Annotated in this window: 23 protein-coding genes; 10 read left to right on the plus strand and 13 right to left on the minus strand. The window is 71.4% G+C overall.

Annotation, left to right across the window (positions count from 1 at the left end; genetic code table 11):
• Window positions 1-12: 12 nt before the first annotated feature.
• On the minus strand, window positions 13-690 hold the full coding sequence (locus ACGFN2_RS09460) for a TetR/AcrR family transcriptional regulator C-terminal domain-containing protein (protein WP_362604413.1): 678 nt from the start codon (window positions 688-690) through the stop codon (window positions 13-15).
• A gap of 38 nt (window positions 691-728) precedes the next feature.
• Here ACGFN2_RS09460 and ACGFN2_RS09465 point away from each other — a divergent pair, with 38 nt between their 5' ends.
• Entirely contained in the window at window positions 729-2,300 is a 1,572-nt protein-coding gene (locus tag ACGFN2_RS09465) for an FAD-dependent oxidoreductase (protein ID WP_393358813.1), read from the plus strand.
• Window positions 2,301-2,354: 54 nt separating this feature from the next.
• Here ACGFN2_RS09465 and ACGFN2_RS09470 read toward each other — a convergent pair whose 3' ends face one another.
• Complete coding sequence (locus ACGFN2_RS09470; protein ID WP_393358814.1) at window positions 2,355-2,732, minus strand: hypothetical protein; 378 nt, start codon at window positions 2,730-2,732, stop codon at window positions 2,355-2,357.
• Window positions 2,733-2,917: 185 nt separating this feature from the next.
• On the opposite strand from ACGFN2_RS09470, the gene ACGFN2_RS09475 reads away from it, so the two are divergent.
• Window positions 2,918-3,415 carry a GNAT family N-acetyltransferase gene (locus ACGFN2_RS09475; protein WP_393358816.1) on the plus strand — a complete coding sequence of 166 codons (498 nt, stop codon included), beginning with the start codon at window positions 2,918-2,920 and terminating at the stop codon, window positions 3,413-3,415.
• A 119-nt stretch (window positions 3,416-3,534) separates the two neighbouring features.
• Here the strand turns inward: ACGFN2_RS09475 and ACGFN2_RS09480 are convergent, their stop codons facing one another.
• The 3 genes from ACGFN2_RS09480 to ACGFN2_RS09490 form a co-directional block, all read right to left on the minus strand.
• The gene (locus ACGFN2_RS09480; protein ID WP_393358819.1) at window positions 3,535-4,065 is read right to left on the minus strand and encodes a hypothetical protein; all 531 of its coding nucleotides are present in this window, start codon (window positions 4,063-4,065) and stop codon (window positions 3,535-3,537) included.
• 292 nt (window positions 4,066-4,357) lie between these two features.
• Window positions 4,358-5,755, minus strand: coding sequence for a gluconate:H+ symporter (locus tag ACGFN2_RS09485; RefSeq protein WP_362604422.1), 1,398 nt, complete (start codon window positions 5,753-5,755; stop codon window positions 4,358-4,360).
• A gap of 82 nt (window positions 5,756-5,837) precedes the next feature.
• Window positions 5,838-6,356 (minus strand): gluconokinase, encoded by a 519-nt coding sequence (locus tag ACGFN2_RS09490; protein WP_393358821.1) that lies wholly within the window; start codon window positions 6,354-6,356, stop codon window positions 5,838-5,840.
• A 143-nt stretch (window positions 6,357-6,499) separates the two neighbouring features.
• On the opposite strand from ACGFN2_RS09490, the gene ACGFN2_RS09495 reads away from it, so the two are divergent.
• On the plus strand, window positions 6,500-7,201 hold the full coding sequence (locus tag ACGFN2_RS09495; protein ID WP_362604425.1) for a FadR/GntR family transcriptional regulator: 702 nt from the start codon (window positions 6,500-6,502) through the stop codon (window positions 7,199-7,201).
• A gap of 58 nt (window positions 7,202-7,259) precedes the next feature.
• Here ACGFN2_RS09495 and ACGFN2_RS09500 read toward each other — a convergent pair whose 3' ends face one another.
• Window positions 7,260-7,472, minus strand: a complete 213-nt coding sequence (locus ACGFN2_RS09500; RefSeq protein WP_362604427.1) for a hypothetical protein — start codon at window positions 7,470-7,472, stop codon at window positions 7,260-7,262.
• A 74-nt stretch (window positions 7,473-7,546) separates the two neighbouring features.
• On the minus strand, window positions 7,547-9,145 hold the full coding sequence (locus tag ACGFN2_RS09505; protein WP_393358824.1) for a methylmalonyl-CoA mutase: 1,599 nt from the start codon (window positions 9,143-9,145) through the stop codon (window positions 7,547-7,549).
• A gap of 137 nt (window positions 9,146-9,282) precedes the next feature.
• Here ACGFN2_RS09505 and ACGFN2_RS09510 point away from each other — a divergent pair, with 137 nt between their 5' ends.
• The gene (locus tag ACGFN2_RS09510; protein ID WP_393358826.1) at window positions 9,283-10,158 is read left to right on the plus strand and encodes a L,D-transpeptidase family protein; all 876 of its coding nucleotides are present in this window, start codon (window positions 9,283-9,285) and stop codon (window positions 10,156-10,158) included.
• A 255-nt stretch (window positions 10,159-10,413) separates the two neighbouring features.
• On the opposite strand, the gene ACGFN2_RS09515 is transcribed toward ACGFN2_RS09510, so the two are convergent.
• The 3 genes from ACGFN2_RS09515 to ACGFN2_RS09525 all read right to left on the minus strand — a co-directional run bounded on the left by ACGFN2_RS09515 (window position 10,414) and on the right by ACGFN2_RS09525 (window position 14,536).
• The gene (locus ACGFN2_RS09515) at window positions 10,414-11,448 is read right to left on the minus strand and encodes a hypothetical protein (RefSeq protein WP_393358828.1); all 1,035 of its coding nucleotides are present in this window, start codon (window positions 11,446-11,448) and stop codon (window positions 10,414-10,416) included.
• Window positions 11,448-12,239 (minus strand): RNA polymerase sigma factor, encoded by a 792-nt coding sequence (locus ACGFN2_RS09520; protein WP_393358830.1) that lies wholly within the window; start codon window positions 12,237-12,239, stop codon window positions 11,448-11,450. The genes ACGFN2_RS09515 and ACGFN2_RS09520 overlap by 1 nt, the downstream gene beginning before the upstream one ends.
• Before the next feature lie 575 nt (window positions 12,240-12,814).
• The gene (locus tag ACGFN2_RS09525; protein WP_393358832.1) at window positions 12,815-14,536 is read right to left on the minus strand and encodes a glycoside hydrolase family 20 protein; all 1,722 of its coding nucleotides are present in this window, start codon (window positions 14,534-14,536) and stop codon (window positions 12,815-12,817) included.
• Between the two features lie 335 nt (window positions 14,537-14,871).
• On the opposite strand from ACGFN2_RS09525, the gene ACGFN2_RS09530 reads away from it, so the two are divergent.
• The 5 genes from ACGFN2_RS09530 to ACGFN2_RS09550 all read left to right on the plus strand — a co-directional run bounded on the left by ACGFN2_RS09530 (window position 14,872) and on the right by ACGFN2_RS09550 (window position 19,118).
• A complete protein-coding gene (locus ACGFN2_RS09530) occupies window positions 14,872-15,468 on the plus strand; it encodes a 2-oxo-4-hydroxy-4-carboxy-5-ureidoimidazoline decarboxylase (RefSeq protein ID WP_362604439.1) in 597 nt (198 codons plus the stop codon).
• Window positions 15,469-15,700: 232 nt separating this feature from the next.
• Window positions 15,701-16,081 carry a succinate dehydrogenase, cytochrome b556 subunit gene (gene sdhC, locus ACGFN2_RS09535; protein WP_362604441.1) on the plus strand — a complete coding sequence of 127 codons (381 nt, stop codon included), beginning with the start codon at window positions 15,701-15,703 and terminating at the stop codon, window positions 16,079-16,081.
• Between the two features lie 6 nt (window positions 16,082-16,087).
• Window positions 16,088-16,570: a succinate dehydrogenase hydrophobic membrane anchor subunit gene (locus ACGFN2_RS09540; RefSeq protein ID WP_362604443.1), complete on the plus strand. Its 483-nt coding sequence runs from the start codon at window positions 16,088-16,090 to the stop codon at window positions 16,568-16,570.
• A gap of 20 nt (window positions 16,571-16,590) precedes the next feature.
• A complete protein-coding gene (sdhA, locus tag ACGFN2_RS09545) occupies window positions 16,591-18,345 on the plus strand; it encodes a succinate dehydrogenase flavoprotein subunit (protein ID WP_362604444.1) in 1,755 nt (584 codons plus the stop codon).
• Window positions 18,345-19,118, plus strand: a complete 774-nt coding sequence (locus ACGFN2_RS09550) for a succinate dehydrogenase iron-sulfur subunit (RefSeq protein WP_362604446.1) — start codon at window positions 18,345-18,347, stop codon at window positions 19,116-19,118. The genes sdhA and ACGFN2_RS09550 overlap by 1 nt, the downstream gene beginning before the upstream one ends.
• Here ACGFN2_RS09550 and ACGFN2_RS09555 read toward each other — a convergent pair.
• A complete protein-coding gene (locus ACGFN2_RS09555) occupies window positions 19,102-19,974 on the minus strand; it encodes a hypothetical protein (RefSeq protein ID WP_362604448.1) in 873 nt (290 codons plus the stop codon). The two genes, ACGFN2_RS09550 and ACGFN2_RS09555, sit on opposite strands and share 17 nt — an antisense overlap.
• Window positions 19,975-20,081: 107 nt before the next feature.
• A complete protein-coding gene (locus tag ACGFN2_RS09560; protein WP_393358836.1) occupies window positions 20,082-20,480 on the minus strand; it encodes a MerR family transcriptional regulator in 399 nt (132 codons plus the stop codon).
• Between the two features lie 84 nt (window positions 20,481-20,564).
• Between ACGFN2_RS09560 and ACGFN2_RS09565 the strand changes: the two genes are divergently transcribed.
• Window positions 20,565-21,386 carry an alpha/beta fold hydrolase gene (locus tag ACGFN2_RS09565; RefSeq protein ID WP_393358838.1) on the plus strand — a complete coding sequence of 274 codons (822 nt, stop codon included), beginning with the start codon at window positions 20,565-20,567 and terminating at the stop codon, window positions 21,384-21,386.
• A gap of 91 nt (window positions 21,387-21,477) precedes the next feature.
• Here the strand turns inward: ACGFN2_RS09565 and ACGFN2_RS09570 are convergent, their stop codons facing one another.
• On the minus strand, window positions 21,478-21,984 hold the full coding sequence (locus ACGFN2_RS09570) for an FBP domain-containing protein (protein ID WP_393358840.1): 507 nt from the start codon (window positions 21,982-21,984) through the stop codon (window positions 21,478-21,480).
• Between the last annotated feature and the right edge of the window lie 96 nt (window positions 21,985-22,080).

The following is a 22,080-nucleotide window of genomic DNA, read 5'->3' on the forward strand; positions in this document are numbered from 1 at the left end:
CCGCCGTCCGGCTCAACTCCGCACGTCCGGGCCGGCGGTGGCCTCTATCCCGGCGATGATGAGGCGCAGCCCGGCCTCGAAGTTGCGGTCGATGTCGCCGAACATCTCCACCCCGGCCCGCGCCGCGAGCGGATAGCCGTCGCCGATCTTCTCCGCGCGCAGGCGCGTGTCGTAGGCGGGGTCGCGGCGCTCCGGCGCACCGGGGTCCGGGTGCACCGACTGCTCCTCGATGACCAGGCCGACGGTGAAGTTGTAGACCGTCCACCAGGCCTGCGCCGCCTCGCGCAGGGTGAATCCCTCGCCGGTGAGCTGGGCGAGGAGGCCTTCGAGCGGGCCGGCGTAGCTGTCGTCGGTCATGCGGGTACCGCTGAAGACCTTGCCGCCGTCGCGGTAGCCGAGGAGTTCGCGGCGCAGGCCGCGGCAGCCCTCGCGGAGGGTGTCCTGCCAGCTCTGGCCGGCACCGCGCGCCGCGTCCCCCTCCCCCGTCAGCTGCGTGGCCATCCGCCGGAACATCGCGGTGGCCATCTCGTCCAGCAGCTCCTGCTTGTTCTTGAAGTGCCAATACAGCGCGGGGGCCTGGACGTTGAGCTCCTTGGCGATACGCCGCAGGGTCAGCCCGTCGAGGCCGACCTCGTTCAGCACCCGCAGGGCCGTGTCGACGATCTGCTGCCGGTCGATGCGCGAAACCATGTTGACAACTTAACACCGTTAAGCGCACCCTCATAGCCATGGAACTTAACAACGTTAAGGACATCGAGAACGCTGTCGGTGTGACGGACGACCTCCTCACGACCGTCGACGTACTGATCGCCGGCGCGGGCCCGACCGGCCTCGCCCTCGCCGTCGACCTCACCCGCCGCGGGCTGCGCGCCCTGCTCGTCGAGCGGCAGGACCGCCTCTCGCAAGGCGCCCGCGGCACCGGTGTGCAGCCGCGTACCCAGGAGGTCTTCGACGACCTCGGCGCGCTGGCGGCCCTGCAGGCGGGCGGTGGCAACTACCCGCCGACCGCCCTCTGGGAGAACGGCCGGATCGCCGAGACGGCCGTGATGATCGAGCAGACCGACCCGACCCCCGCCGTGCCCTACTCGAACGCCCTGATGGTGCCGCAGTTCCACACCCAGCACGTGCTGCACGCCCGCCTCCGGGAGCTGGGCGGCAGCGTCCTCCTCGGCACCGAACTCACCGCGTTCACCCAGGACTCGGCGGGGGTGACGGCCCGTCTGCGCGGCGCCGATGGCCAGGAGCGCGAGGTGCGCGCCGCCTATCTGGTCGCCGCCGACGGCGGGCGCAGCACCGTCCGCCAGGCGGCGGGCATCGCGATGGGCGGCCCGCCCCTGCCGCCGGGCGCCGCGGTGCTCGCCGACGTCCGGGTGGACGGCCTGGACCGGGACCACTGGCACCGCTGGGTCCTGCCGGACCACGGGTTCGTCTCCCTCCTCCCGCTCGCCGGCACCGACTCCTTCCAGACGATGATCGCCGCCAACTCCACGGACACCTCGCCCGAGTCGGTCCGCGCCCTGCTCGCGGCCCACACCCACCTCGCCCCCGAGCAGATCCGCGAGGTCCTGTGGTCCTCCCTCTTCCGCCCCAAGGCGGGCCTGGCCGACACCTTCCGGGAGGGCAGGGTCTTCCTGGCCGGCGACGCCGCGCACATCCACTCCCCGGCGGGCGGCCAGGGCCTCAACACCAGCGTCCAGGACGCCTACAACCTCGGCTGGAAGCTCGGCCAGGTGCTGCGGTACGGCGCCCCCGCCGCCCTCCTCGACAGCTACGAGGCCGAGCGCCGGCCGATCGCCGAGCGCATCCTCGACACCAGCTCCCGGCTGCACCGCTCCGGCTCGCTCCGCCGCGGCCGCGATCTGCACCAGCTCGACATCGGCTACCCCGACAGTCCCCTGTCCCGGGAGCTGCGCCCCGGGACCGCCGAGGGCGTGCCCCGCGCGGGCGACCGGGCGCCCGACGCCCCCTGCACCACGGCCGACGGCCGGCCCACCCGGCTCTTCGACGCCTTCCGCGGCCCGCACTTCACCCTGCTCACCCTGGGCGCGACCGACCTCGACCCCACCGCGCTCCCCGCCGATCCGGCACTGCTGCGCCTCGTCCGCGTCGGCGGCCAGGACCCCGACCTCCTCGACACCGACGGCCATGTCCGCGACGCCTACGGCAGCGCCCCCGCCGCCCTCCTCATCCGCCCCGACGGCTACCTCGCCCTGGCCGCCCCGGCGGAGAACGCCACGGCCCCGGTGACCGAGGCCCTCGGGGCGTACCTCGGCGCGGTCACGGCGCAGATAGCCAGGTGAACGCCGCGGGCCGGCCCGGCGGGCCGGCCCGCGGTCCGCACCGGCGGGTCCCGGTCAGCGCTCTGTGATCAGCCGTGTGATCACCCGCACCGGGAGGTGCGGGTACCCGGCCCTCAGATGCCGCACGATCGCCGCATCACCCTTCTCCTGCCGCACTCGGCGCACCTCGTCGATGACCTCTGCGCGGAAGTTCTCGTACGTACGGAACGTCCGGTGGAACCACTCACGCTGTCGCCTGCGACGGTTGTGGACCGGGCCTCCCCCGATCAGCGCGAGCGAGATCAGCATGAGGGCGTTCGCAGGCGCAAGATGCCCGTTTCTCGCGAACGCCACCGTCGCGAGAAGGCCACCGACCCCCAAAAGCACCACCAGTGCCGCCGACGGATATACGCGCCGCGGTTTGTACATGTTCACGCCAGGGCTTTGGGTCATGTGCCGACCGTAACAACGCCCGCCCCTCACGCGCGGCGCCAACGCGGCGCACCACCAGGGGGTTTGGGCGGCTCCCGGAACCCTGATCCCGGTGCCCGCCCGAGCGCAGGCCGGATCGGCTGTGCCGCCTGCTCGGGTACCGATAAGGCGTTTGCTCTTCCGCGCCGCGTCTCTAGTCTTCCCGCATGGTCACCTCGCCCCGCCTGGAGAAGGTCACTCCCGGCAACTTCGACGCCGCGATCGCCCTGAAGGTACGTCCCGACCAGGACCACTTGGTCGCTCCGGTCGTCACGTCCCTCGCCGAGGCGTACGTGCACCCCGACACCGCCTGGCCCCGGCTCATCCTCGACGACGACCGGGTCGTCGGCTTCCTGATGGCCTTCTTCGACATCGACTTCGCCAGCGACGGCACCGGCACCGACATCCGCTCGGGGCTGTGGCGTCTGAACATCGCCGCCGGAGAGCAAGGCCGCGGCTACGGCCGCTTCGCGGTCCGGGCGGTGGCCGACGAGATCCGCCGCCGTGGCGGCTCCCGCCTGACGGCCTGCTGGCATCCCGGCAGCGACGGTCCCGAAGCCTTCTACCTCGGACTCGGATTCCGGCCGACCGGAGAGACGAGCGGCGACCAGCGCGTCGGCGAACTGGCGCTCTCCCAGGGCATGTCGTTCGGATCATCGGGCTGACCAGCGGAAGATGCCTGCGATGTGGAGTCCGGCCAGGTGGATGGTTGCGTCGCCGCGCCGCTTGCAGGTCTCACGGTCTGCGCAGGTGGTCGCGGATGACCGTGAAGAGTGCGCCTTGGTCAGAGCCTGTTTGTGGCCAGCTTTTCTCCATCTGTGCCACGAACAACGACATTCCAGGCGGTCCCGTCGCCATCGTCACCGTCCCACCACGTCACAAAGGAGTGCGCCAGGTCGGTGGCCGTCGAACGGTCGTCCCCGGTAGCGGGATAGTCGGTGGTCAGCTCGATGTCGTAGTCCCCACGGTGCAGTTCTACGAGGGTCAGCCTGTTGACATGCGCGGTAATCGGCCGCTTGTCGGTATCACTCAGCCAGGCCTTGAAACGCTCAAGGAGATCCTGGTCGTTGCTGCGCTTGGTGACTTGGCTGCTCGGCAGGTGCTCAGGGTTTTCACTCACGCCGTCCAGACACCCGGAGACCCAGGCTCCACGGTCGGCTTCGGCCTCCTGGCCGGCGCTGAGAGCGCGTCGCGTGCAGCCACCCCAGACAACTTCACGGACTGACGAGCCTTTACCTCCTGCGTCACGGACTGCCCGGCCCCGGTTGTAGCCGGCGGTGTAGGCGTCCCGCGCGGCCTTGTTCTTGTCTTTCAACGGTGTCTGGGTTGGCCGCTGCGATGACTCCCCCGGTTGTGGGCTGCCCGTTTCACTGCCGCATGCCGGTATGGCTAAGACGGCAAGCATGGTCGCAGCGAGCGTGCGGCGCGGGCGATATCGGGATAGGCGCATGGTGTCTCCTGCCGTGTGCGCACGTTGAGTGAGATCCGGTGCCTCCCAAGTGTTTCCTGCGGATCGCCGACTCAGGGCCACTTCGAGCAGAACGACCCGGGCGACACGGAACGACCGGAGCACGAGCGCCCGGCGAGACCCCCGCGAGAGCCCGTCGCTAGACGACCAGCGACAGCAGCAGCACGCAGACGATCCCGACCACCGAGATCAGCGTCTCCATCACCGACCAGGTCTTCAGCGTCTGGCCGACGTCCATCCCGAAGTACTCCTTGACCAGCCAGAACCCGGCGTCGTTGACATGGCTGAAGAACAGCGAACCGGCGCCGATGGCCAGCACCAGCAGTGCGGCGTGCGGGGTGGTCATCTCCGCGGCGAGCGGGGCGACCAGTCCGGCGGCGGAGATGGTGGCGACGGTCGCGGAGCCGGTGGCGAGCCGGATGGTGACCGCGATCAGCCAGGCCAGCAGGAGGGTGGAGAGGTTCCAGCCCTGGGAGACCTCCAGGATCATCTGGCCGACGCCGGCGTCCACCAGCGTCTGCTTGAAGCCACCGCCCGCGCCGACGATCAGCAGCACCCCGGCGATCGGGCCGAGCGACTTCTCGACGGTGACGGCGATCCGGCCCCGGCTGAACCCGGCCGCCCGGCCCAGCGTGAACATCGCGACGACGACGGCGGTGAGCAGCGCGATCAGCGGCGAGCCGATGACGTCGAAGACCCTCTGGACGGTGTGCTCCGGGTTGTCGACGACAATGTCCACCAGCGCCTTGGCCAGCATCATCACGACCGGCAGCAGGACGGTGGCCACGGTGATCCCGAAGCCGGGCCGCTTCTCCAGATCGTCGGAGGTGCGCTCGGGGATCAGGTTCTCGGGCGGCTGGATGTCGACCCAGCGGGCCGCGTAGCGGGAGAAGAGCGGCCCGGCGATGATCGCGGTCGGGATCGCGACGACCACGCCGAGGGCGAGCGTGACGCCGAGGTTCGCGCCGACCGCGTCGATCGCCGCGAGCGGCCCGGGGTGCGGGGGTATCAGCCCGTGCATGACGGACAGTCCGGCCAGCGCCGGGATGCCGATCCGCATCAGCGAGAAGTTGCCGCGCTTGGCGACCAGCAGCACCACCGGGATCAGCAGCACGATGCCGACCTCGAAGAAGATCGGCAGCCCGACGATCCCGGCGATCAGCACCATCGCCCACGGCATCGCCTTCCGGCCCGCCTTCGCCAGGATCGTGTCGACGATCTGGTCCGCGCCGCCGGAGTCGGCGAGCAGCCGCCCGAGGACGGCACCGAGCGCGATCAGCACGCCGGTGCCCGCCACGGTCGTGCCCAGGCCCGCCGAGAAGCTGGTGATCGTCTTGTCGAGCGGTGCGCCGGCCACCGCGCCGAGCACCAGCGAACCGATGATCAGCGACAGGAAGGCGTGCAGCTTGAACTTGGTGATGAGCAGGACGATGACGGCTATGCCGGCCAGGACGGCGATGCCCAGCTGCGCGTGACCGGCCGTGGTGATCGGCTCGGCCGCGTCCGCTGCGAGCATCTCGACGCTGAGATGTGTCACGGCGATTCCCTTGGTTGAACGGAGGGGGAAAGGTGCTGCGTTACCTGTGGGGGGTGGGGTGCGGAGGGGGCGCCGGTCCGGGCTAGCCGGCCGCCGCTTCCCGGGTGCGGAGTGCGGCCACGGCCCGCCCGGCGATCTCGTCCGGGGTGCCGGAGACATCGACGGCGACGCCGGCCTCGCCGGGCCCGAGCGGTTCGAGCGTGGCGAACTGGGAGTCCAGCAGCGCGGCCGGCATGAAGTGGCCCCTGCGCTCGGCCATCCGCTCCTCGATCAGCGCGCGTTCGCCGGTGAGGTGGAGGAAGACCAGGCCGGGGGCGGCGGCCCGCAGCCGGTCACGGTAGGCGCGCTTGAGCGCGGAGCTGCTGACCACCCCGCCGTGCCCGGCCCGCTCGCCCGCCCAGGCCCCTATGGCGTCGAGCCAGGGGCCGCGGTCGTCGTCGTCCAGCGGGATGCCCGCCGACATCTTGGTGATGTTGGCCGGCGGATGGAAGTCGTCGCCCTCGGCGTACGGGACGCCCAGTGCGGCGGCCACCAGCGGGCCGATCGTGGTCTTGCCGGTGCCGGCCACGCCCATCACGACGATCACGTCGGGGGTGCTCATCCCGTGTACCTCGCTGTCTTCCTCGACCTCGTACGCCGTAGCGCGCGGCCCCCACTGAAACCCATTGGGTACGACGTATTCAAGAGCCTGTGATGCAAACGTCATACTTAATTGGCCGGGGTGCGGGAACGTAGGCTTGGCCCATGGAAAACGAGGGGAAGGGGCTGCACGCCCGCGTGCTGGAGTCCCTGGGCCCCGCGATCACCGCGGGCGACTACCCTCCGGGCACGGTCCTGCGCACGGACGAACTGGAGCAGCGCTTCGACGTCTCGCGCACGGTCATCCGCGAGGCGGTCCGGGTCCTGGAATCCATGCGGCTGGTCGCCTCCCGGCGCCGGGTGGGGGTGACCGTCCGGCCCACCGAGGAGTGGAACGTCTACGACCCGCGGGTCATCGGCTGGCGGCTGGCCGGCCGGGACCGCCCCCGGCAGCTGCGCTCGCTGACCGTGCTGCGCTCGGCCGTCGAACCGGTCGCCGCGGGCCTGGCCGCCCAGCACGCCACCCCCGAGCAGTGCGCCCGGCTCACCGAGGAGGCCATGGGCATGGTCGCCACCTCACGCGGCCAGCAGCTCGACGCCTATCTCGTCCACGACACGGCCTTCCACCGCGTCATCCTGACCGCCTCCGGCAACGAGATGTTCGCCCGGCTCGGCGACGTGGTCGCCGCCGTCCTGACCGGCCGCACCCAGCACCAGGTGATGTTCACCGACCCCGACCCGGCAGCGGTCACCCTCCATGTGCAGGTCGCGGAGGCGGTACGCACCGGCGACGCGGCACGGGCGGAGTCCCTGACCCGCGAGATCACCGCCGGCGCGCTGGCCGAACTCGACGTCCTGGCACCGTAGTCGCGCGCCGGAACCGCACCGGCACCGTCACCGCCCGTACGCCCGGCGGCTCCCCGGCTCAGAACAACGGCTGCTGCCCCGGGAACGGCGGCTCCTCCGGGTCGAACAGCTTCTCCGCCGGCGCCATCATCGGCGCCATCCTGCGCGACCCCGGGCAGGAGATCAGCTCCAGCACCGTCCGCCGGCCGGGCGGGTCATGACGGGCGAAGCGGCCGCCGACAACGGCGATCTCTCGGGTGCAGACGGGGCACGTGCGGCGGGGTGACGACATGACACCAGTGTCGCTCAGCCCCGCCCGGCGGTCACCAGCCGCCGTCCCCGCGGGCACCGGCCGCCACGGCGCGCTCAGAACGCGTCCGTCGGCACATACGTCCCCCACACCTCCCGCAGCGCCTCGCACGCCTCGCCCACCGTCACCCGTGCGCGCAGTGCCTCGCGCAGCGGACAGAGCACGTTGTCCGTGCCCTCGGCGGCCTTGCGCAGGTCGTCGAGGGCCCCGGAGACCGTGCGCCGGTTGCGGCGGGCCCGCAGGGTGGCGAGCCGTTCGGCCTGCTGGGCCTCGATGGCGGGGTCGACCCGCAGCGGTTCGTAGGGTTCCTCCTCGTCGAGCTGGAAGCGGTTGACGCCGACCACGATCCGTTCGCCGGCGTCCGTCTCCTGCGCGATGCGGTAGGCGTTGCGCTCGATCTCGTCCTTCTGGAAGCCCCGTTCGATGGCGGCCACCGCACCGCCCAGGTCCTCGACCCGCCCCATCAGCGCCACGGCCGCCTCCTCCACCTCGTCCGTCATCGACTCGACGGCGTAGGACCCGGCGAACGGGTCGACGGTGGCGGTCACATCGGTCTCGTACGCGAGCACCTGCTGGGTCCGCAGCGCGAGCCGGGCCGACTTGTCCGTGGGCAGCGCGATGGCCTCGTCGAAGGAGTTGGTGTGCAGCGACTGGGTGCCGCCGAGGACGGCGGCGAGCCCCTGGACCGTGACCCGGGCGAGGTTCACCTCCGGCTGCTGGGCGGTGAGCTGCACCCCCGCGGTCTGGGTATGGAACCGCAGCATCATCGACCTGGGGTTCCGCGCGCCGAACTCCTCCCGCATCACCCGGGCCCAGATCCGGCGCGCGGCACGGAACTTGGCGACCTCTTCGAGCAGCGTGGTGCGCGAGACGAAGAAGAACGACAGCCGGGGCGCGAAGTCGTCCACGTCCATCCCGGCGGCAACGGCGGTACGGACGTAGGCGATGCCGTTGGCGAGGGTGAAGGCGATCTCCTGCACGGGCGAGGCACCCGCCTCGGCCATGTGGTAGCCGGAGATGGAGATGGTGTTCCACCGGGGGATCTCCGCGCGGCAGTACTGGAAGATGTCCGCGGTCAGCCGCAGCGACGGCTGCGGCGGGAAGATGTAGGTGCCGCGCGCGATGTACTCCTTGAGGACGTCGTTCTGGATGGTCCCGTTCAGCCGACCGGCTGCCACCCCCTGCTCCTCCCCCACCAGTTGGTAGAGGAGCAGCAGCAGCGCCGCGGGGGCGTTGATCGTCATCGACGTCGATACCTGGTCCAGCGGGATGCCGCCGAACAGCACCCGCATGTCCTCGACGGAGTCGATGGCCACCCCGACCTTGCCGACCTCGCCGGAGGCGATCGGGGTGTCCGAGTCGTGGCCCATCTGGGTCGGCAGGTCGAAGGCGACGGACAGGCCCGTCGTGCCGTGGGCGATCAGCTGCCGGTAGCGGGCGTTGGACTCGCGTGCGGTGCCGAAGCCGGCGTACTGCCGCATCGTCCAGGGCCGCCCGGTGTACATCGACGGGTACACCCCCCGGGTGAAGGGGTAGCCGCCGGGCGCGCCGAGCCTGCGCTCGGGGTCCCAGCCGGCCAGCGCCGCCGGCCCGTACACCGGCTCGACGGGCAGCCCGCTCTCGTTGTACCGCTCACTGCCCGCCTCGGGTGCCATGGCTGTACGCCTCCCACCGGGTGACCGGTTCGTCCAGGTTTACGCCTTGCTCACAGCATGCCCGCAGGTTCGCCGCCGCGCAGCACTGGGAAGAGTCACCGGTGGCCGGTCGGGCCGCCGAGATCCGGGGGTTGCGCATGCAGCGGAGCAGTGGACGAGGTACGGCGCCGGCGGTGGCCACGGTGCTGGTGGTGGCGGCGCTCGCGGTGGGCTGCCGCCCCGTCACGGTCACCGGCGGGGCCGGCGCGCCGGACAGCAAGGGCGTCCGCTACGCCCCCACCACGCCCGCTCCCCCGCCGCTGGGACATCACCCGCCCACCCCCGCCCGGCACGCGACGAAACCGCGGCCCGCGCACACCGCACGCCCCGCCCGGCCGGCCACCAGACCCCTGATGGCGGTGGGCTCACGCGGGGCACAGGTCCGCGAACTCCAGGCGCGGCTGGCCCAGCTGGGCCTGTTCGGCCGCGCCCCGACGGGCTTCTACGCCTCGGTCACCGCACGCGCGGTCCGCGCCTTCCAGAAACGGTGGGGCCTGCCCCGTACGGGCACCGTGCGGCCCGCGACCTGGCGCGCCCTGCGGTCACAGACCCGCCGCCCGTCGCACACGGAGCTGTACCCGCCCACCACCCGCCCGGTCGGCGCGCCCGATCCGCGCTGCATGACGGGCAGGGTGATCTGCATCAGCAAGCGGAGCAACACACTCACCTGGGTGGTGGGCGGCCGGGTCGTCTCGGCGATGGACGTCCGCTTCGGCTCGCAGTACACCCCCACCCGCGAGGGCACCTTCCACATCACCTTCAAGAGCCGCCATCACGTCTCGACGCTCTACCACACGGCCATGCCCTACGCGATGTTCTTCAGCGGCGGCCAGGCCGTCCACTACTCGGCGGACTTCGCCGCCCACGGCTACCGCGGCGCCTCCCACGGCTGCGTCAACGTCCGCGACAGAAAGAAACTCGCCACCCTCTTCACCACAGCCAAGCCGGGCACCAAGGTGGTCATCTACCACTGACCCGCACCTACACGGGGACCGAAGAAGGTCTCTGACCGAAGCGAAAATTGCTCCACCCCCACCCGGAGCAACCACACCCGCGAGAGCGGCGCCGGCTTAGGCGCAAAAGAAGGGCGCGGGCAGGGCCGGGGGAACGTGCCCCGCCCGCGCCATGTGCGCTGAGCCGTGGGTACGGGGGGAACCCCGGCTCCTCGCGCAGCCGATGACCAGTCGGCTTCACTCAGTACTGCGTCACCCGCTCGAAAAACGTCACACCTACGGGGTGGAGGTTCCTCCCGGGCCCTCGTTTCCGGGGTCCGTGGCGGTCACCGAGGGGTCGGGCGCCGTGGTGGGCGTGCCGGGGCCGGGGGTGGTGCCGGGCGTCTGGGAGGGGTGGTGGTCGTCGTCCTCGTCGCCCGAGCCGCCGCTCTGGCCGGTGTCGCCGGAGCCGCCGGTGGAGCCGCCGAAGCCGTCGCCGCCGCCGGAGTTGCCGCCGGTCTGGTAGCGGGCGAGGTAGGCACGGCAGAAGAGGTGGACCTTGTCGGCGCCGCCGGCCTTGCGTTCGAGACTCCGCAGGGTGTCGCGGTCCATGCCGTCCCGTTTGCCGGACTCGTAGCTCTGGCACAGGGAGAGCAGCAGGTTGTTCTTCTCGCCCTGGCCGGGGAGGGTGCCGGCGCCGCCGGGTCTGTCGTCGCGTCCGGTGCCGCCGCTCGGGGTGCCGCGGCCGGGGCGCTCGGTGGCGCCGGGGCTGCTGCCGGGTGCGGGGGTCTCGGTGGGACCGGCCGACTTCCGGTCGGGGGTGGGGTCGGGGGTGTGTCCCGTGGTGCCGTCGGTCTGGGCGCCGGGCTCGCGGGTGTCAAACGGCCCGGGGGACTCGGCGGCGGAGACGCTGGAGGCGGGTGCGGGTTCGCCGTCGCCCCGGAAGGGGGTGGGCAGCACTCCGGTGCCGGCGCCGACGGCGACACCGCCGATGGCGCAGGCGGCGAGGGCCACGGCGAAGCCGCGCCGGAAGGGGCGGCCGAGGCGGGTGCGTTCGGTGGCGCGTGCGGTGCGTCCGCCGGAAAGGGGTTCGGCGGCGGCGTGCTGCGCGGCGCCGGCGCCGCGGCGGGCGGCCTGCCGGAACGCGGCGAGGGCGGCCTCTTCGCCGGGGAGTTCGGCGGTGCCGGGCGTCCGGCTGCCGACCGCGGCGGCGGCCTGGAGGAGCTGTTCGAGTTCGCGTGCGCCGTCACCGTGCCGGGCACTGACCTGTTCACCGCGCAGCAATCGCTCCGCGGTGTCCTTGTCGAGCCAGTTGTACCGGTCGTCGGCCATCACATGTCCTTCTGCGTTCGTGCGGCCGTTTCCGTCACACCTGGTACGTACGATTCCGTCACGCCGTCGTGGCGCCTTCTGCCCTGTACGGGCACCCCGTTCACCGTTCCGCCACCTCGGCGCGCGCCCGGTGCGGACCGCTCCGAGGGGGCACCCTGCTGCGGGACGGCACCTTCTTCGCCGCCGTCCTGACCGGTGCCGTTCCGCCCGTCGGGGCCGGGGCCGGGCATCTCGCCGAGGAGTTCGGCGAGCCGCCGCAGCCCGCGGTGTGCGGCGGTGCGCACCGCGCCGGCCCGCTTGCCGAGCACCTCGGCGGCGCTCTTGGCGTCGAGTCCGACCACCACCCGGAGCACCACGGCCTCGGCCTGGTCCTGCGGCAGCCTGGCTATCAGCCGCATGGTGTGGCCGGTGCCCAGGGATTCCAGGGCCTCGCCCGCGGTGTCGGACGCGGCGGGGGTGTCGGCCAGTTCGCTCTCGTCGCCGCCGATCGCCGGACGGCGGCCGCGCATCCGGATGTGGTCGAGGGCGCGGTTGCGGGCGATACGGGCGGCCCACCCGCGGAAGCGGTCGGCGTCGCCGCTGAAGCGGGCGAGGTCACGGGTGATCTGGAGCCAGGCTTCGGAGGTGACGTCCTCTACGTCCGGTTCGCTCACCAAGGTCCGCACATACCCCAGAAGTCGGGGATGTACGGCGCGATAGACGGTACGGAACGCCGCCTCGTCGCCGTCCTGCGCCGCCTGCACGGCCGCCGTCAGCCGACGGTCGTCCGGCTGAATGTCGTCCCCTCGCACGGGTCCATCCTGTCGCACGCGGAATGTCCGCCGCCCGGTCCTTGCTGCATTGTCGCTTCACTCGGCCATGTCACCGGCCCGGCTCCGCCCTGCGGCGCCGGAACTGTGCCGGCTGCTGCCGCCGGCCACCGTCGGCCGGAAACCCCCGGTAACCCGGATGTTCCTGCTGACCGTAACGCGTGAGCCGGCGTCCTCCACACCCGGGAGGGGCGCACCACCCGCTCCGGCGGGACCGGGAAAGCGGGCGCGGGCGGCGTCGCCGGGGCACCTGCCGAGTGCGCGCACGAATCCATCGGGAGCTCCCGGGGAAAGACGGCGTTCCGGACCGCGCCAAGCGGCGCGAACACCGCGCCCACCAGCGCAGATCCGCACGTTACGGGCCCCTCCCGGCCCGCGTCCAGACCACGAGCCGTACCCCTGCCCGTACCCCGTGTGACGCTTTCGCGCCGTCTGGCGCTGTATCGGATAGGGGGCCGTCACCGGCCCTTCGCGAACGACGGCCGGGGCCTCTCCTGTGGGGGGTGGCGGCCCCGGCCGTCCTCGCTTCTCTCACCCGTTTCTTACCGGGCCGGTGGTCACACCCGGCTCGCCAGCACCTTGAACTGCGACCAGGACAGGGTGGGTGTCCGCGGGTCCCAGGTCTTCTGCGCCAGCGCCACCAGCGGCAGCCGGATACCGGCCGCCACCTGCGCCGCGGTCTGCGCCTGCGCCCGGTCGCACCAGATCGCGAAGCGCGCCCCGGGAATCCGGTCCGGGCCGGTCATGCTCGCGGGCACCGTCACCGGCCGGGTGCCGCGGATCACCAGCGGGGTCCAGCTCTCGTAGATCCGCTGGCCGGTCGGGTAGACGAACTGGTTGGGCTCGCCGAGGACGTAGTAGAGGTACTCGTCGTTGAAGTTCATGACGTTGCGGCCCTCGCGCAGGAAGTCCGAGGGGTCGCGGTGACCGGCCTCCTTGCCGGTCCAGTAGTCGACCATCCGGTTCTTGTCGGCGGACACCCGCGGGCTGGAGAAGAAGCCGTCGTTCCAGGCCTCGATCCGGTTCTTGCCCTTGGCCTGCACGGTCTTCTGCCGATCGTTGAGCCAGCCGGTCGTGAGGTCCTCGATGGTGCCGTTGGGCCCGTACTTCTCCCGTGCGGCCCGCGCGAGCTGCGGGTACTTGGTGGCCGGGGAGGACGACATCAGGGCCTGGTACTCGTCGCCGCCCAGGTGCCAGTACGCCGGGGCGCCCTTGGGGTTGGTGAACAGCTCGCTCATTTCCCTCAGCAGCGAGTCGATCAGCGGGGCGGACTTGGGGTTGGAGATGTCGATCGCGCCGGTGATCACCCGGCCCTGCGCGTTGCGCAGCTGGAGCTCGGGATAGTGGGCCAGCACGGCGCCCAGGTGGCCGGGCGAGTCGAGTTCCGGGACGACGGAGATGTGCAGACTGCGGGCGAGGGCGACGATCTGCCGGATCTGCGCCTTGGTGAGGTGGTCGGCGGAGACGATCTGGGGGTGGGTGTCGCTCTGGATGCGGAAGCCCTGGTCGTCGGAGAAGTGCAGCTGGAACTGGTTGAGCTTGAGGTCGGCGATCTCCCGGAGCCGGGCCTCGATCCAGTCCTGGGTGAACGGCTTGCGGGCGTTGTCCAGCGACATGCCGCGCTGCGGGCGGCCGGGCCGGTCCTGGATGGTGCCCTCGGGCAGTCCGCCCGCGGCGCGCACGGCCTGTTTGACGGTGCGGGTGCCGTAGAAGATTCCGGCGTCGGTGGGGGCCGTGAGAGTGAGCCGGGTGCCGTTGGCGGTGAGCGTGTAGGCCTCGTCGGCGGCGCCCCGGACGGGCACGTTGTCGGCCTGGTCCGCACCGTTCTTGCCGGTCAGCTTCACCTCGACGTCGCCCGGCCGTACGGTCTGGTCGCCGTAGACGACGGTCAGCCCGAGGTCGCGGGCCATCCGCTGGGCCTCGTCGGCGACATTGCTCTTCTCGCCGGCCGGTACGACCACCCGGGCCCCCTTGACGGGCCGCCAGCCACGGCCGTCGGCGGCGCGGAAGTCGCGGACCGCGGGGATGACCCGCGGTGTCCCGGTCACCGGCGCCCAGGTCGGGGTGGCTCCGGCGGAGGTGGGGTTGACCTTGGCGCTGGTGCTCCCGGGCGGCTCGGTGTCCGCGGTGCCGGTGCAGCCGGCGAGCAGCAGGGCTCCGGCGAGGGCCGCGGCCGGCAGTGCGGACCGGGCTGCCGGGCCGCGCCCGGTCGGCGGCGTCGCGGGGTGCGGCGAGGCCGAGGGCCGCGGGGCGCGCGGCGGCCGCATCGGGTTCGACATCGTGCAATCCTCACTTTTCGGGGCGAAGGCATTGCCAGGTGTGCGGAGCCGGTCGTCCACGGAACGCACGGAAGCTCTCCCATCCGGGTGAAATTCGTGCATCCGTCGGACAGTCGTCGCCAGGCGTCGTTAGCGTGGCGTCTCCGGTGTCACCCCCTTCACAGGGCTCTCCCGGAACCGCCGGAAACCGCCGGGGTGACGTCGCACACGTACCACCGCCATACCCGCCGCCGCCTCGTACGCATCCCGGCTTCGGTCCGCATCTCCCCCAGCTTCCTTCAGTCCTCCGTCCCGCACCTGTCGAACCGCCCTATTCGCATCCGTCCGAGGAGCCCATGCTGTCCGGTGACATCCCGGCCGCCCGGCCGACGACGCTGCCCCCTCCGCAGCCGCCGCGGCGCGGCATATCTCCGCGGGTCCCCGGTGCCGCACCGCCCCGTCCGGGCGCCGGGGCGACCGGGCTCCTCCGTTTCAACGCACTGCCCCGGGACGGCGCCCTGGCCTCGCTGCTGAGCTGCTGCGGCAGCCTCCGCTGGGCCGAGCGGGTCGCCGCGCACCGCCCGTATCCCGATGTGGAGTCCCTGCTCGCCGCGTCCGACGAGGCCTGTTACGACCTGACCGCGGCCGAGCTGGACGAGGCGCTCGCCGAGGAGTCGCTCTCCCCGCAGCCGCTCGTCGGCGCCCGCGGCCCCGGCACGCTGGCCGCCCACACCGCACTGCGCGCCGCGCACGCCGAGTACGAGCGGCGCTTTCGCCATGTCTTTGTCATCTGTCTGGACGGCTACCGCGACGAGGAGCTGCTCGACCAGGTGCTGGCCGCGATCCGCACCCGGCTGGGCCACGAGCCCGACGAGGAGCGGGCGGTCGCCGCGGACGAGCTGCGCCGACTGGCCCGCGGGCGGCTGGCCCGGCTCACGGCCTCGGTTCCGTAACGGATCGCAGCCCCTGGCCTCGGGGGGAGCGCGGCCGCCCGGCCGGGAATGTTCCGTTTCGTGCTTGTGTGATAGCCCGTTGGTGGCTGTTTGATCACACCTAAGGACCCCGGCGCAAGGAACCGACAGCTCGTCGATACGATGACGAGCGGCCGGTGGACCGTACCCGGCCGGGCCCGACCGACAGAGAAGCCGGCTGGCGCCCCAATCCCCGCTCCCGGAGGGTTATTCCGTGCCGGCTGGAACGCTGTACCGCGGCCGGGAAGGCATGTGGTCCTGGGTGGCTCATCGAGTCACCGGCGTCCTCATCTTCTTCTTCCTGTTCGTTCACGTCCTCGACACCGCTCTCGTCCGCGTCTCCCCCGAGGCGTACGACGACGTCGTGGCGACCTACAAGACGCCGATCGTCAATGTGATGGAGTACGGCCTGGTGGCCGCCATCCTCTTCCACGCGCTGAACGGCCTGCGGGTCATCGCCGTGGACTTCTGGTCCAAGGGCCCGAAGTACCAGAAGCAGCTGCTGTGGACCGTTGTCGGTGTCTGGGTCGTCCTGATGGCCGGTGCCTTCTACCCCGTGCTGCAGCACACCCTGCGCACGCTGTTCGGGAGCTGACGCGAGATGTCTGCTGAAACCACCTCCGCGGGTACCACGGGCGCGGACGACAGCGTCTCGCTCTATGACGTGGACCACCCGGCTCCGGTCATCGAGGCGCCGCGCAAGCGCACGGCCAAGACCCCGAAGTCGACCCGTACCAACTTCGAGCTGTACGGCTGGCTGTTCATGCGGCTGTCCGGCATCGTGCTGGTCGTCCTGGTCCTGGGTCACCTGCTGATCCAGCTGGTCCTCGACGGCGGCGTCTCCAAGATCGGCTTCGCGTTCGTGGCCGGCCGCTGGGCCTCGCCGTTCTGGCAGGTCTGGGACCTGCTGATGCTGTGGCTGGCCATGCTGCACGGCGCCAACGGCCTGCGTACGGTCATCAACGACTACGCGCAGCGGGACAACACCCGCTTCTGGCTGAAGATGCTGCTGTACACCGCGACGGTGTTCACCGTCCTTCTGGGCACGCTGGTGATCTTCACCTTCGACCCGAACATCTCCTGAAGCCGGGGCTGACTGGAACCATGAAGATCCACAAGTACGACACCGTCATCGTCGGCGCCGGCGGCGCGGGCATGCGTGCGGCCATCGAGTCCACCAAGCGCAGCCGTACCGCGGTCCTGACGAAGCTCTACCCGACCCGCTCCCACACCGGCGCCGCCCAGGGCGGCATGGCCGCCGCCCTCGCGAACGTCGAGGAGGACAACTGGGAGTGGCACACCTTCGACACGATCAAGGGTGGCGACTACCTGGTCGACCAGGACGCCGCCGAGATCCTCGCGAAGGAGGCCATCGACTCGGTCCTCGACCTGGAGAAGATGGGCCTGCCGTTCAACCGCACGCCGGACGGCACGATCGACCAGCGCCGCTTCGGCGGTCACTCCCGTAACCACGGTGAGGCCCCGGTCCGCCGGTCCTGCTACGCCTCGGACCGCACCGGCCACATGATCCTCCAGACGCTGTACCAGAACTGCGTCAAGGAGGGCGTGGAGTTCTTCAACGAGTTCTACGTGCTGGACCTGCTGCTCCAGGACGTCGACGGCGTCAAGAAGTCCGCCGGTGTGGTCGCGTACGAGCTGGCCACCGGCGAGATCCACGTCTTCCAGGCGAAGGCGATCATCTTCGCGTCCGGCGGCACCGGCAAGTTCTTCAAGGTGACCTCCAACGCGCACACCCTGACCGGTGACGGCCAGGCCGCGGCCTACCGCCGCGGGCTGCCGCTGGAGGACATGGAGTTCTTCCAGTTCCACCCGACGGGCATCTGGCGCATGGGCATCCTGCTGACGGAGGGCGCCCGTGGTGAGGGCGGCATCCTCCGCAACAAGGACGGCGAGCGCTTCATGGAGAAGTACGCGCCCGTCATGAAGGACCTCGCCTCGCGTGACGTCGTCTCGCGCTCCATCTACACGGAGATCCGTGAGGGCCGCGGCTGCGGTCCCGAGGGCGACCACGTCTTCCTGGACCTGACCCACCTGCCGCCGGAGCAGCTGGACGCCAAGCTCCCGGACATCACCGAGTTCGCGCGGACCTACCTCGGCATCGAGCCCTACACGGACCCGATCCCGATCCAGCCGACCGCGCACTACGCCATGGGCGGCATCCCGACCAACGTCGAGGGCGAGGTGCTGGCCGACAACACCACCGTCGTGCCGGGCCTGTACGCCGCCGGCGAGGTGGCCTGTGTCTCCGTGCACGGCGCCAACCGCCTGGGCACCAACTCGCTCCTGGACATCAACGTCTTCGGGCGCCGGGCCGGCATCGCGGCGGCGGAGTACTCGGCCACCGCCGAGTACGTCGAGCTGCCCGAGGACCCGGCGCAGCAGGTCGCCGACCAGGTCGAGCGGCTGCGCAACTCCACGGGCAGCGAGCGGGTCACCGAGATCCGCAAGGAGCTCCAGGAGACCATGGACGCCAACGTGATGGTGTTCCGCACCGAGCAGACGATCAAGACCGCGGTCGAGAAGATCGGCGAGCTGCGCGAGCGCTACCTGAACGTGTCCATCCAGGACAAGGGCAAGCGGTTCAACACCGACCTGCTGGAGGCCATCGAGCTGGGCAACCTCCTCGACCTGGCCGAGGTCATGGCGGTGTCCGCGCTGGCCCGCAAGGAGTCCCGCGGCGGTCACTACCGCGAGGACTTCCCCAACCGCGACGACGTCAACTTCATGCGGCACACCATGGCGTACCGCGAGGTGGGCGCAGACGGCGCCGAGTCGATCCGCCTCGACTACAAGCCGGTCGTGCAGACCCGCTACCAGCCGATGGAGCGTAAGTACTGATGAGCACCCCGACTCTCGACAAGGACTCCGCGGCCGCGGACACGGCCGAGGCCGGCGCTTCGCACCTGATCACGGTCACCTTCCGCATCCGCCGGTTCAACCCGGAGGTCTCGGAGGACGCCGGCTGGGAGGACTTCCAGCTGGAGATCGACCCCAAGGAGCGCGTCCTGGACGCCCTCCACAAGATCAAGTGGGAACTCGACGGAACGCTGACCTTCCGCCGCTCCTGCGCCCACGGCATCTGTGGCTCGGACGCCATGCGGATCAACGGCCGCAACCGTCTCGCCTGCAAGACGCTGATCAAGGACATCAACCCGGAAAAGCCGATCACGGTCGAGGCCATCAAGGGCCTCACCGTGTTGAAGGACCTTGTCGTCGACATGGAGCCCTTCTTCCAGGCCTACCGCGATGTGATGCCCTTCCTCATCACGACCGGCAACGAGCCGACCCGTGAGCGCCGGCAGTCCGCCGAGGACCGCGAGCGCTTCGACGACACCACCAAGTGCATCCTGTGCGCCGCCTGCACGTCCTCGTGCCCGGTGTTCTGGAACGACGGCCAGTACTTCGGCCCGGCGGCGATCGTCAACGCGCACCGCTTCATCTTCGACTCGCGCGACGAGGGCGGCGAGCAGCGGCTGGAGATCCTCAACGACAAGGACGGCGTCTGGCGCTGCCGGACGACCTTCAACTGCACGGACGCCTGCCCGCGCGGTATCGAGGTCACCAAGGCCATCCAGGAAGTCAAGCGGGCGCTGATCACCCGCCGCTTCTGAGCCCGGCGGCGATCCGGGTCCCGACCCGGCCGCCGAGCAGCGACGGCATCTCCCGAAGGGCCTCGCCTCCGTATCCCCGGAGGCGGGGCCCTTCGGCACGGTCGCTCACCCGCTCCTTCGCCGGGTACACCAGCACCGGCGGCAGGGCGTCGTCCACCAGCGCCACTGGCACTTCACGGCAGAAGTACGACGGGACGAACACCAGCCCCCGCCCTTCCAGATACAGGTCCCGCTCCACCGGGTAGCCGACCTCCAGCACCGGCGGCCGCCAGCGCATCACCGGCCCGAACGTCCGCAGCATCGCCACCGCTCCGGACTGCGCCAGCGCATGCCTGCGCAACGCCCGGTCCGCGCCGACCCGTTCGGCGATCCGCGGCCAGCTCGGCGCCACCGCCATGTGGTGGTACGTCCGCAGGCTGCGCGCGAGCCGGCGCAGCGCGGCCGGCTCACCGTCCGCGATCCCGCGCGCCCAGCCCGGCAGCGCCCGGTGCCCCGACAGCAGCACCAGCTCGGACCGCAGCCGCTCCCGCGGGGTGCTCATCACGGCCTCCAGCCCCGGCTCCACCCCGTGCAGGCCGGCGAACGGCGTGAGGAAGTCCGGGAAGTAGCCGTACCGCGGCACCAGCGGCAGCAGGGTCCGCAGCGGCCCCGGCCCATGCCGTACCGCGTGCTGCCGCCAGGCCGCCAGCGCCGGTTCGGCCCGGCTCTCCCGCAGCGCGTGCAGACTCAGCACCGTCTCCCATAACGGGTCGGCCCCCTCGGCCACTCGCGTCCGCACCAGATCCTGCGCGGTGAAGTGCACTCGCAGCACATCGTCCCCCTGATTCCCTGCCGCCTCCCCGAGCGGCGTGCTCACGAGGATCTGTCCGAAGTACGGACGTCCGCAAGCGGAACTGGTGGGTAGGGTCGGGGGGTTGGGCGGCGCCTTGGGCAGGGACTCGGGCGAGGCCGGCGGCGGGTCGCTCAGGCCGACCGCAGCGCCCTCGCCGCCAGCGCCTCGTCCTCCGCCCGGCGCGCCTGCATGACCTGCGCATACGCTGCGAGCGCGGCCCGTTTCCTGGTCAACTCGGCTATCTCCGACTCCAGTTGAGCCATCTGCCGGTTCATGACGCCGCTGGAGAACTCACACGCCTGCAGCCCGGGGCCGCCCTGGGCGCAGGGCAGCAGCGCACGGATGTCGTCGGTGTTCAGCCCGACGGCGAGGAGTTCCCGGATGCGCCCGACGCGCTCCACCGACTCCCGTGCGTCGTAGCGCCGGTAGCCGTTGGTGTCCCGCCGGGCGTGGAGCAGCCCCCGCTGCTCGTAATAGCGCAGCACCCGCGTGCTGACTCCCGTCCGCCGCGCCAGCTCACCGATCCGCATCCGTCCCCCTCCGACGCCGGGCCGTACCGCCGGTGCCGGGCCGCCTTGACCTTCACACCGACGTCAAGGTGCAACCTCGTGGCCATGACGCAGATTCCCGCCGCGCACACCGCGGCCACCGCCCTCCCGCCCCTGTCCACCGCCGTCGCCGGCGATCCGGCCGGACCCGGCATCCTGCTGGCCCACGGAGCGACCGGCAGCATCCGGGACAACTACGGCGGCCTCATCCCCGCGCTGACCGCCACCGGACATCGCGTCGTGGCACCCGACTACCCGGGCTCCGGTGAAACCCCGCGCGCCACCGGCCCGTTGCAGCTGGACGCACTGGCCGACGCCCTGGTCGCCGCGGCCACCGCGGCCGGCCTGGAGACCTTCACCCTGATCGGCTACTCGATGGGCACCGCCGTCTCCGTACGGGCCGCCGCCCGCCACCCCGAGCGGGTGCGCGGCCTCGTCCTGACGGCGGGCCTCGCCACGGCGGATGCCCGTACCGCCGTCTGGCTCGACCTGTACCTGCACCTCCTGGAGCGCGCCGACCACACGGGCTTCGCCCACGCCCGCGCCCTCAGCGGCTTCGCCCCCGCCCACTTCAACACCCTGTCCCCCACGGAACGGGCCGCCGCACTGGACCCTGACCCGTCCCTGCCACCGAGCGGCTCCGCCGAACAGGCGGCACTCGTCCGCGCCTTGGACACCACCGTCGACCTGCCCGGCATCTCGGTACCGACCCTGGTCATCGCCACCACACTGGACGAACTGGTACACCCGTCCCACTCGCGCTACCTGGCGGACCACATCCCCGGCGCCGTCCACACCGAGATCGCCACCGGCCATCTGCCCATGGCCGAACGCCCGGAGGAGTGGGAGGGCCTGATCCAGGGCTTCTTGGGGCGGCATGGGCTGTGAGGGAGGGGCGGGGGTGGCGGCGGGGTCCGCTCAGGACTGGGGAGCGGCTGCCTGCTCCCCCTCAGCCCCTCGCTTCCGCTGTCGCGCCGCTCTACCGCTCCCCCTCCAGGACCTTGTCCAGGAAGGCGTCCAGGTTGTGTACGGTGCGGGCGATCCGCTCCTCCAGCGGCAGCGTCTCCTCGTGCCGCCCGGCGAGCTGGGACCTCTTACGCCCCCGCACGTAGAGGGAACAGGCCAGGTCGGCACAGAGGTACGTCCCGACGGTGTTCCCCTGCCGCCCCAGCGTCCCGGCCCGGCGCGCGGCAAGCAGACTGACCCCGGACCCGGGATGCCCGGTCACACAGACCGAACACACCGTCGTCTTGGTGAAACTCCGCCGCACCCCCTGCGGCCGCCGCAACGTCACCCCGATGATCCCGTCCCCCCGCGGCGCCACCAGATAACTCCGGTCCGGCGCCCCCGGGTCCCGCCACCCCAGGAAGTCCAGATCCCCCCAGGGGAGTCCGGCCATCCCCACGGGCAGATGAATCCTGCTCGCCTCCCCTTTCGAGCAATTCACGAAGGAGGCGCGGATGGCTTTTTCACTTAGGGGGTCCATGGGGTGGGAAGGTAACAGCAGGTCGGGGCAGGTGTCGCCGGAATTTCTCCCGCCCTGCATGGCCTGGATGAACGGCGCCCACACCAGAACCTGCGC

The organism is Streptomyces sp. NPDC048612, from assembly GCF_043199295.1.
In the GTDB taxonomy this organism is placed as follows: domain Bacteria; phylum Actinomycetota; class Actinomycetes; order Streptomycetales; family Streptomycetaceae; genus Streptomyces.

Excerpts from the sequence above, each read along its gene's own strand:
- ACGFN2_RS09460 (WP_362604413.1), bottom strand. The coding sequence starts at position 690 with ATGGTTTCGCGCATCGACCGGCAGCAGATCGTCGACACGGCCCTGCGG.
- ACGFN2_RS09465 (WP_393358813.1), top strand. The coding sequence starts at position 729 with ATGGAACTTAACAACGTTAAGGACATCGAGAACGCTGTCGGTGTGACG.
- ACGFN2_RS09470 (WP_393358814.1), bottom strand. The coding sequence starts at position 2,732 with ATGACCCAAAGCCCTGGCGTGAACATGTACAAACCGCGGCGCGTATAT.
- ACGFN2_RS09475 (WP_393358816.1), top strand. The coding sequence starts at position 2,918 with ATGGTCACCTCGCCCCGCCTGGAGAAGGTCACTCCCGGCAACTTCGAC.
- ACGFN2_RS09490 (WP_393358821.1), bottom strand. The coding sequence starts at position 6,356 with ATGAGCACCCCCGACGTGATCGTCGTGATGGGCGTGGCCGGCACCGGC.
- ACGFN2_RS09495 (WP_362604425.1), top strand. The coding sequence starts at position 6,500 with ATGGAAAACGAGGGGAAGGGGCTGCACGCCCGCGTGCTGGAGTCCCTG.
- ACGFN2_RS09500 (WP_362604427.1), bottom strand. The coding sequence starts at position 7,472 with ATGTCGTCACCCCGCCGCACGTGCCCCGTCTGCACCCGAGAGATCGCC.
- ACGFN2_RS09505 (WP_393358824.1), bottom strand. The coding sequence starts at position 9,145 with ATGGCACCCGAGGCGGGCAGTGAGCGGTACAACGAGAGCGGGCTGCCC.
- ACGFN2_RS09510 (WP_393358826.1), top strand. The coding sequence starts at position 9,283 with ATGCAGCGGAGCAGTGGACGAGGTACGGCGCCGGCGGTGGCCACGGTG.
- ACGFN2_RS09515 (WP_393358828.1), bottom strand. The coding sequence starts at position 11,448 with ATGGCCGACGACCGGTACAACTGGCTCGACAAGGACACCGCGGAGCGA.
- ACGFN2_RS09525 (WP_393358832.1), bottom strand. The coding sequence starts at position 14,536 with ATGTCGAACCCGATGCGGCCGCCGCGCGCCCCGCGGCCCTCGGCCTCG.
- ACGFN2_RS09530 (WP_362604439.1), top strand. The coding sequence starts at position 14,872 with ATGCTGTCCGGTGACATCCCGGCCGCCCGGCCGACGACGCTGCCCCCT.
- ACGFN2_RS09540 (WP_362604443.1), top strand. The coding sequence starts at position 16,088 with ATGTCTGCTGAAACCACCTCCGCGGGTACCACGGGCGCGGACGACAGC.
- sdhA (WP_362604444.1), top strand. The coding sequence starts at position 16,591 with ATGAAGATCCACAAGTACGACACCGTCATCGTCGGCGCCGGCGGCGCG.
- ACGFN2_RS09550 (WP_362604446.1), top strand. The coding sequence starts at position 18,345 with ATGAGCACCCCGACTCTCGACAAGGACTCCGCGGCCGCGGACACGGCC.
- ACGFN2_RS09560 (WP_393358836.1), bottom strand. The coding sequence starts at position 20,480 with ATGCGGATCGGTGAGCTGGCGCGGCGGACGGGAGTCAGCACGCGGGTG.
- ACGFN2_RS09565 (WP_393358838.1), top strand. The coding sequence starts at position 20,565 with ATGACGCAGATTCCCGCCGCGCACACCGCGGCCACCGCCCTCCCGCCC.
- ACGFN2_RS09570 (WP_393358840.1), bottom strand. The coding sequence starts at position 21,984 with ATGGACCCCCTAAGTGAAAAAGCCATCCGCGCCTCCTTCGTGAATTGC.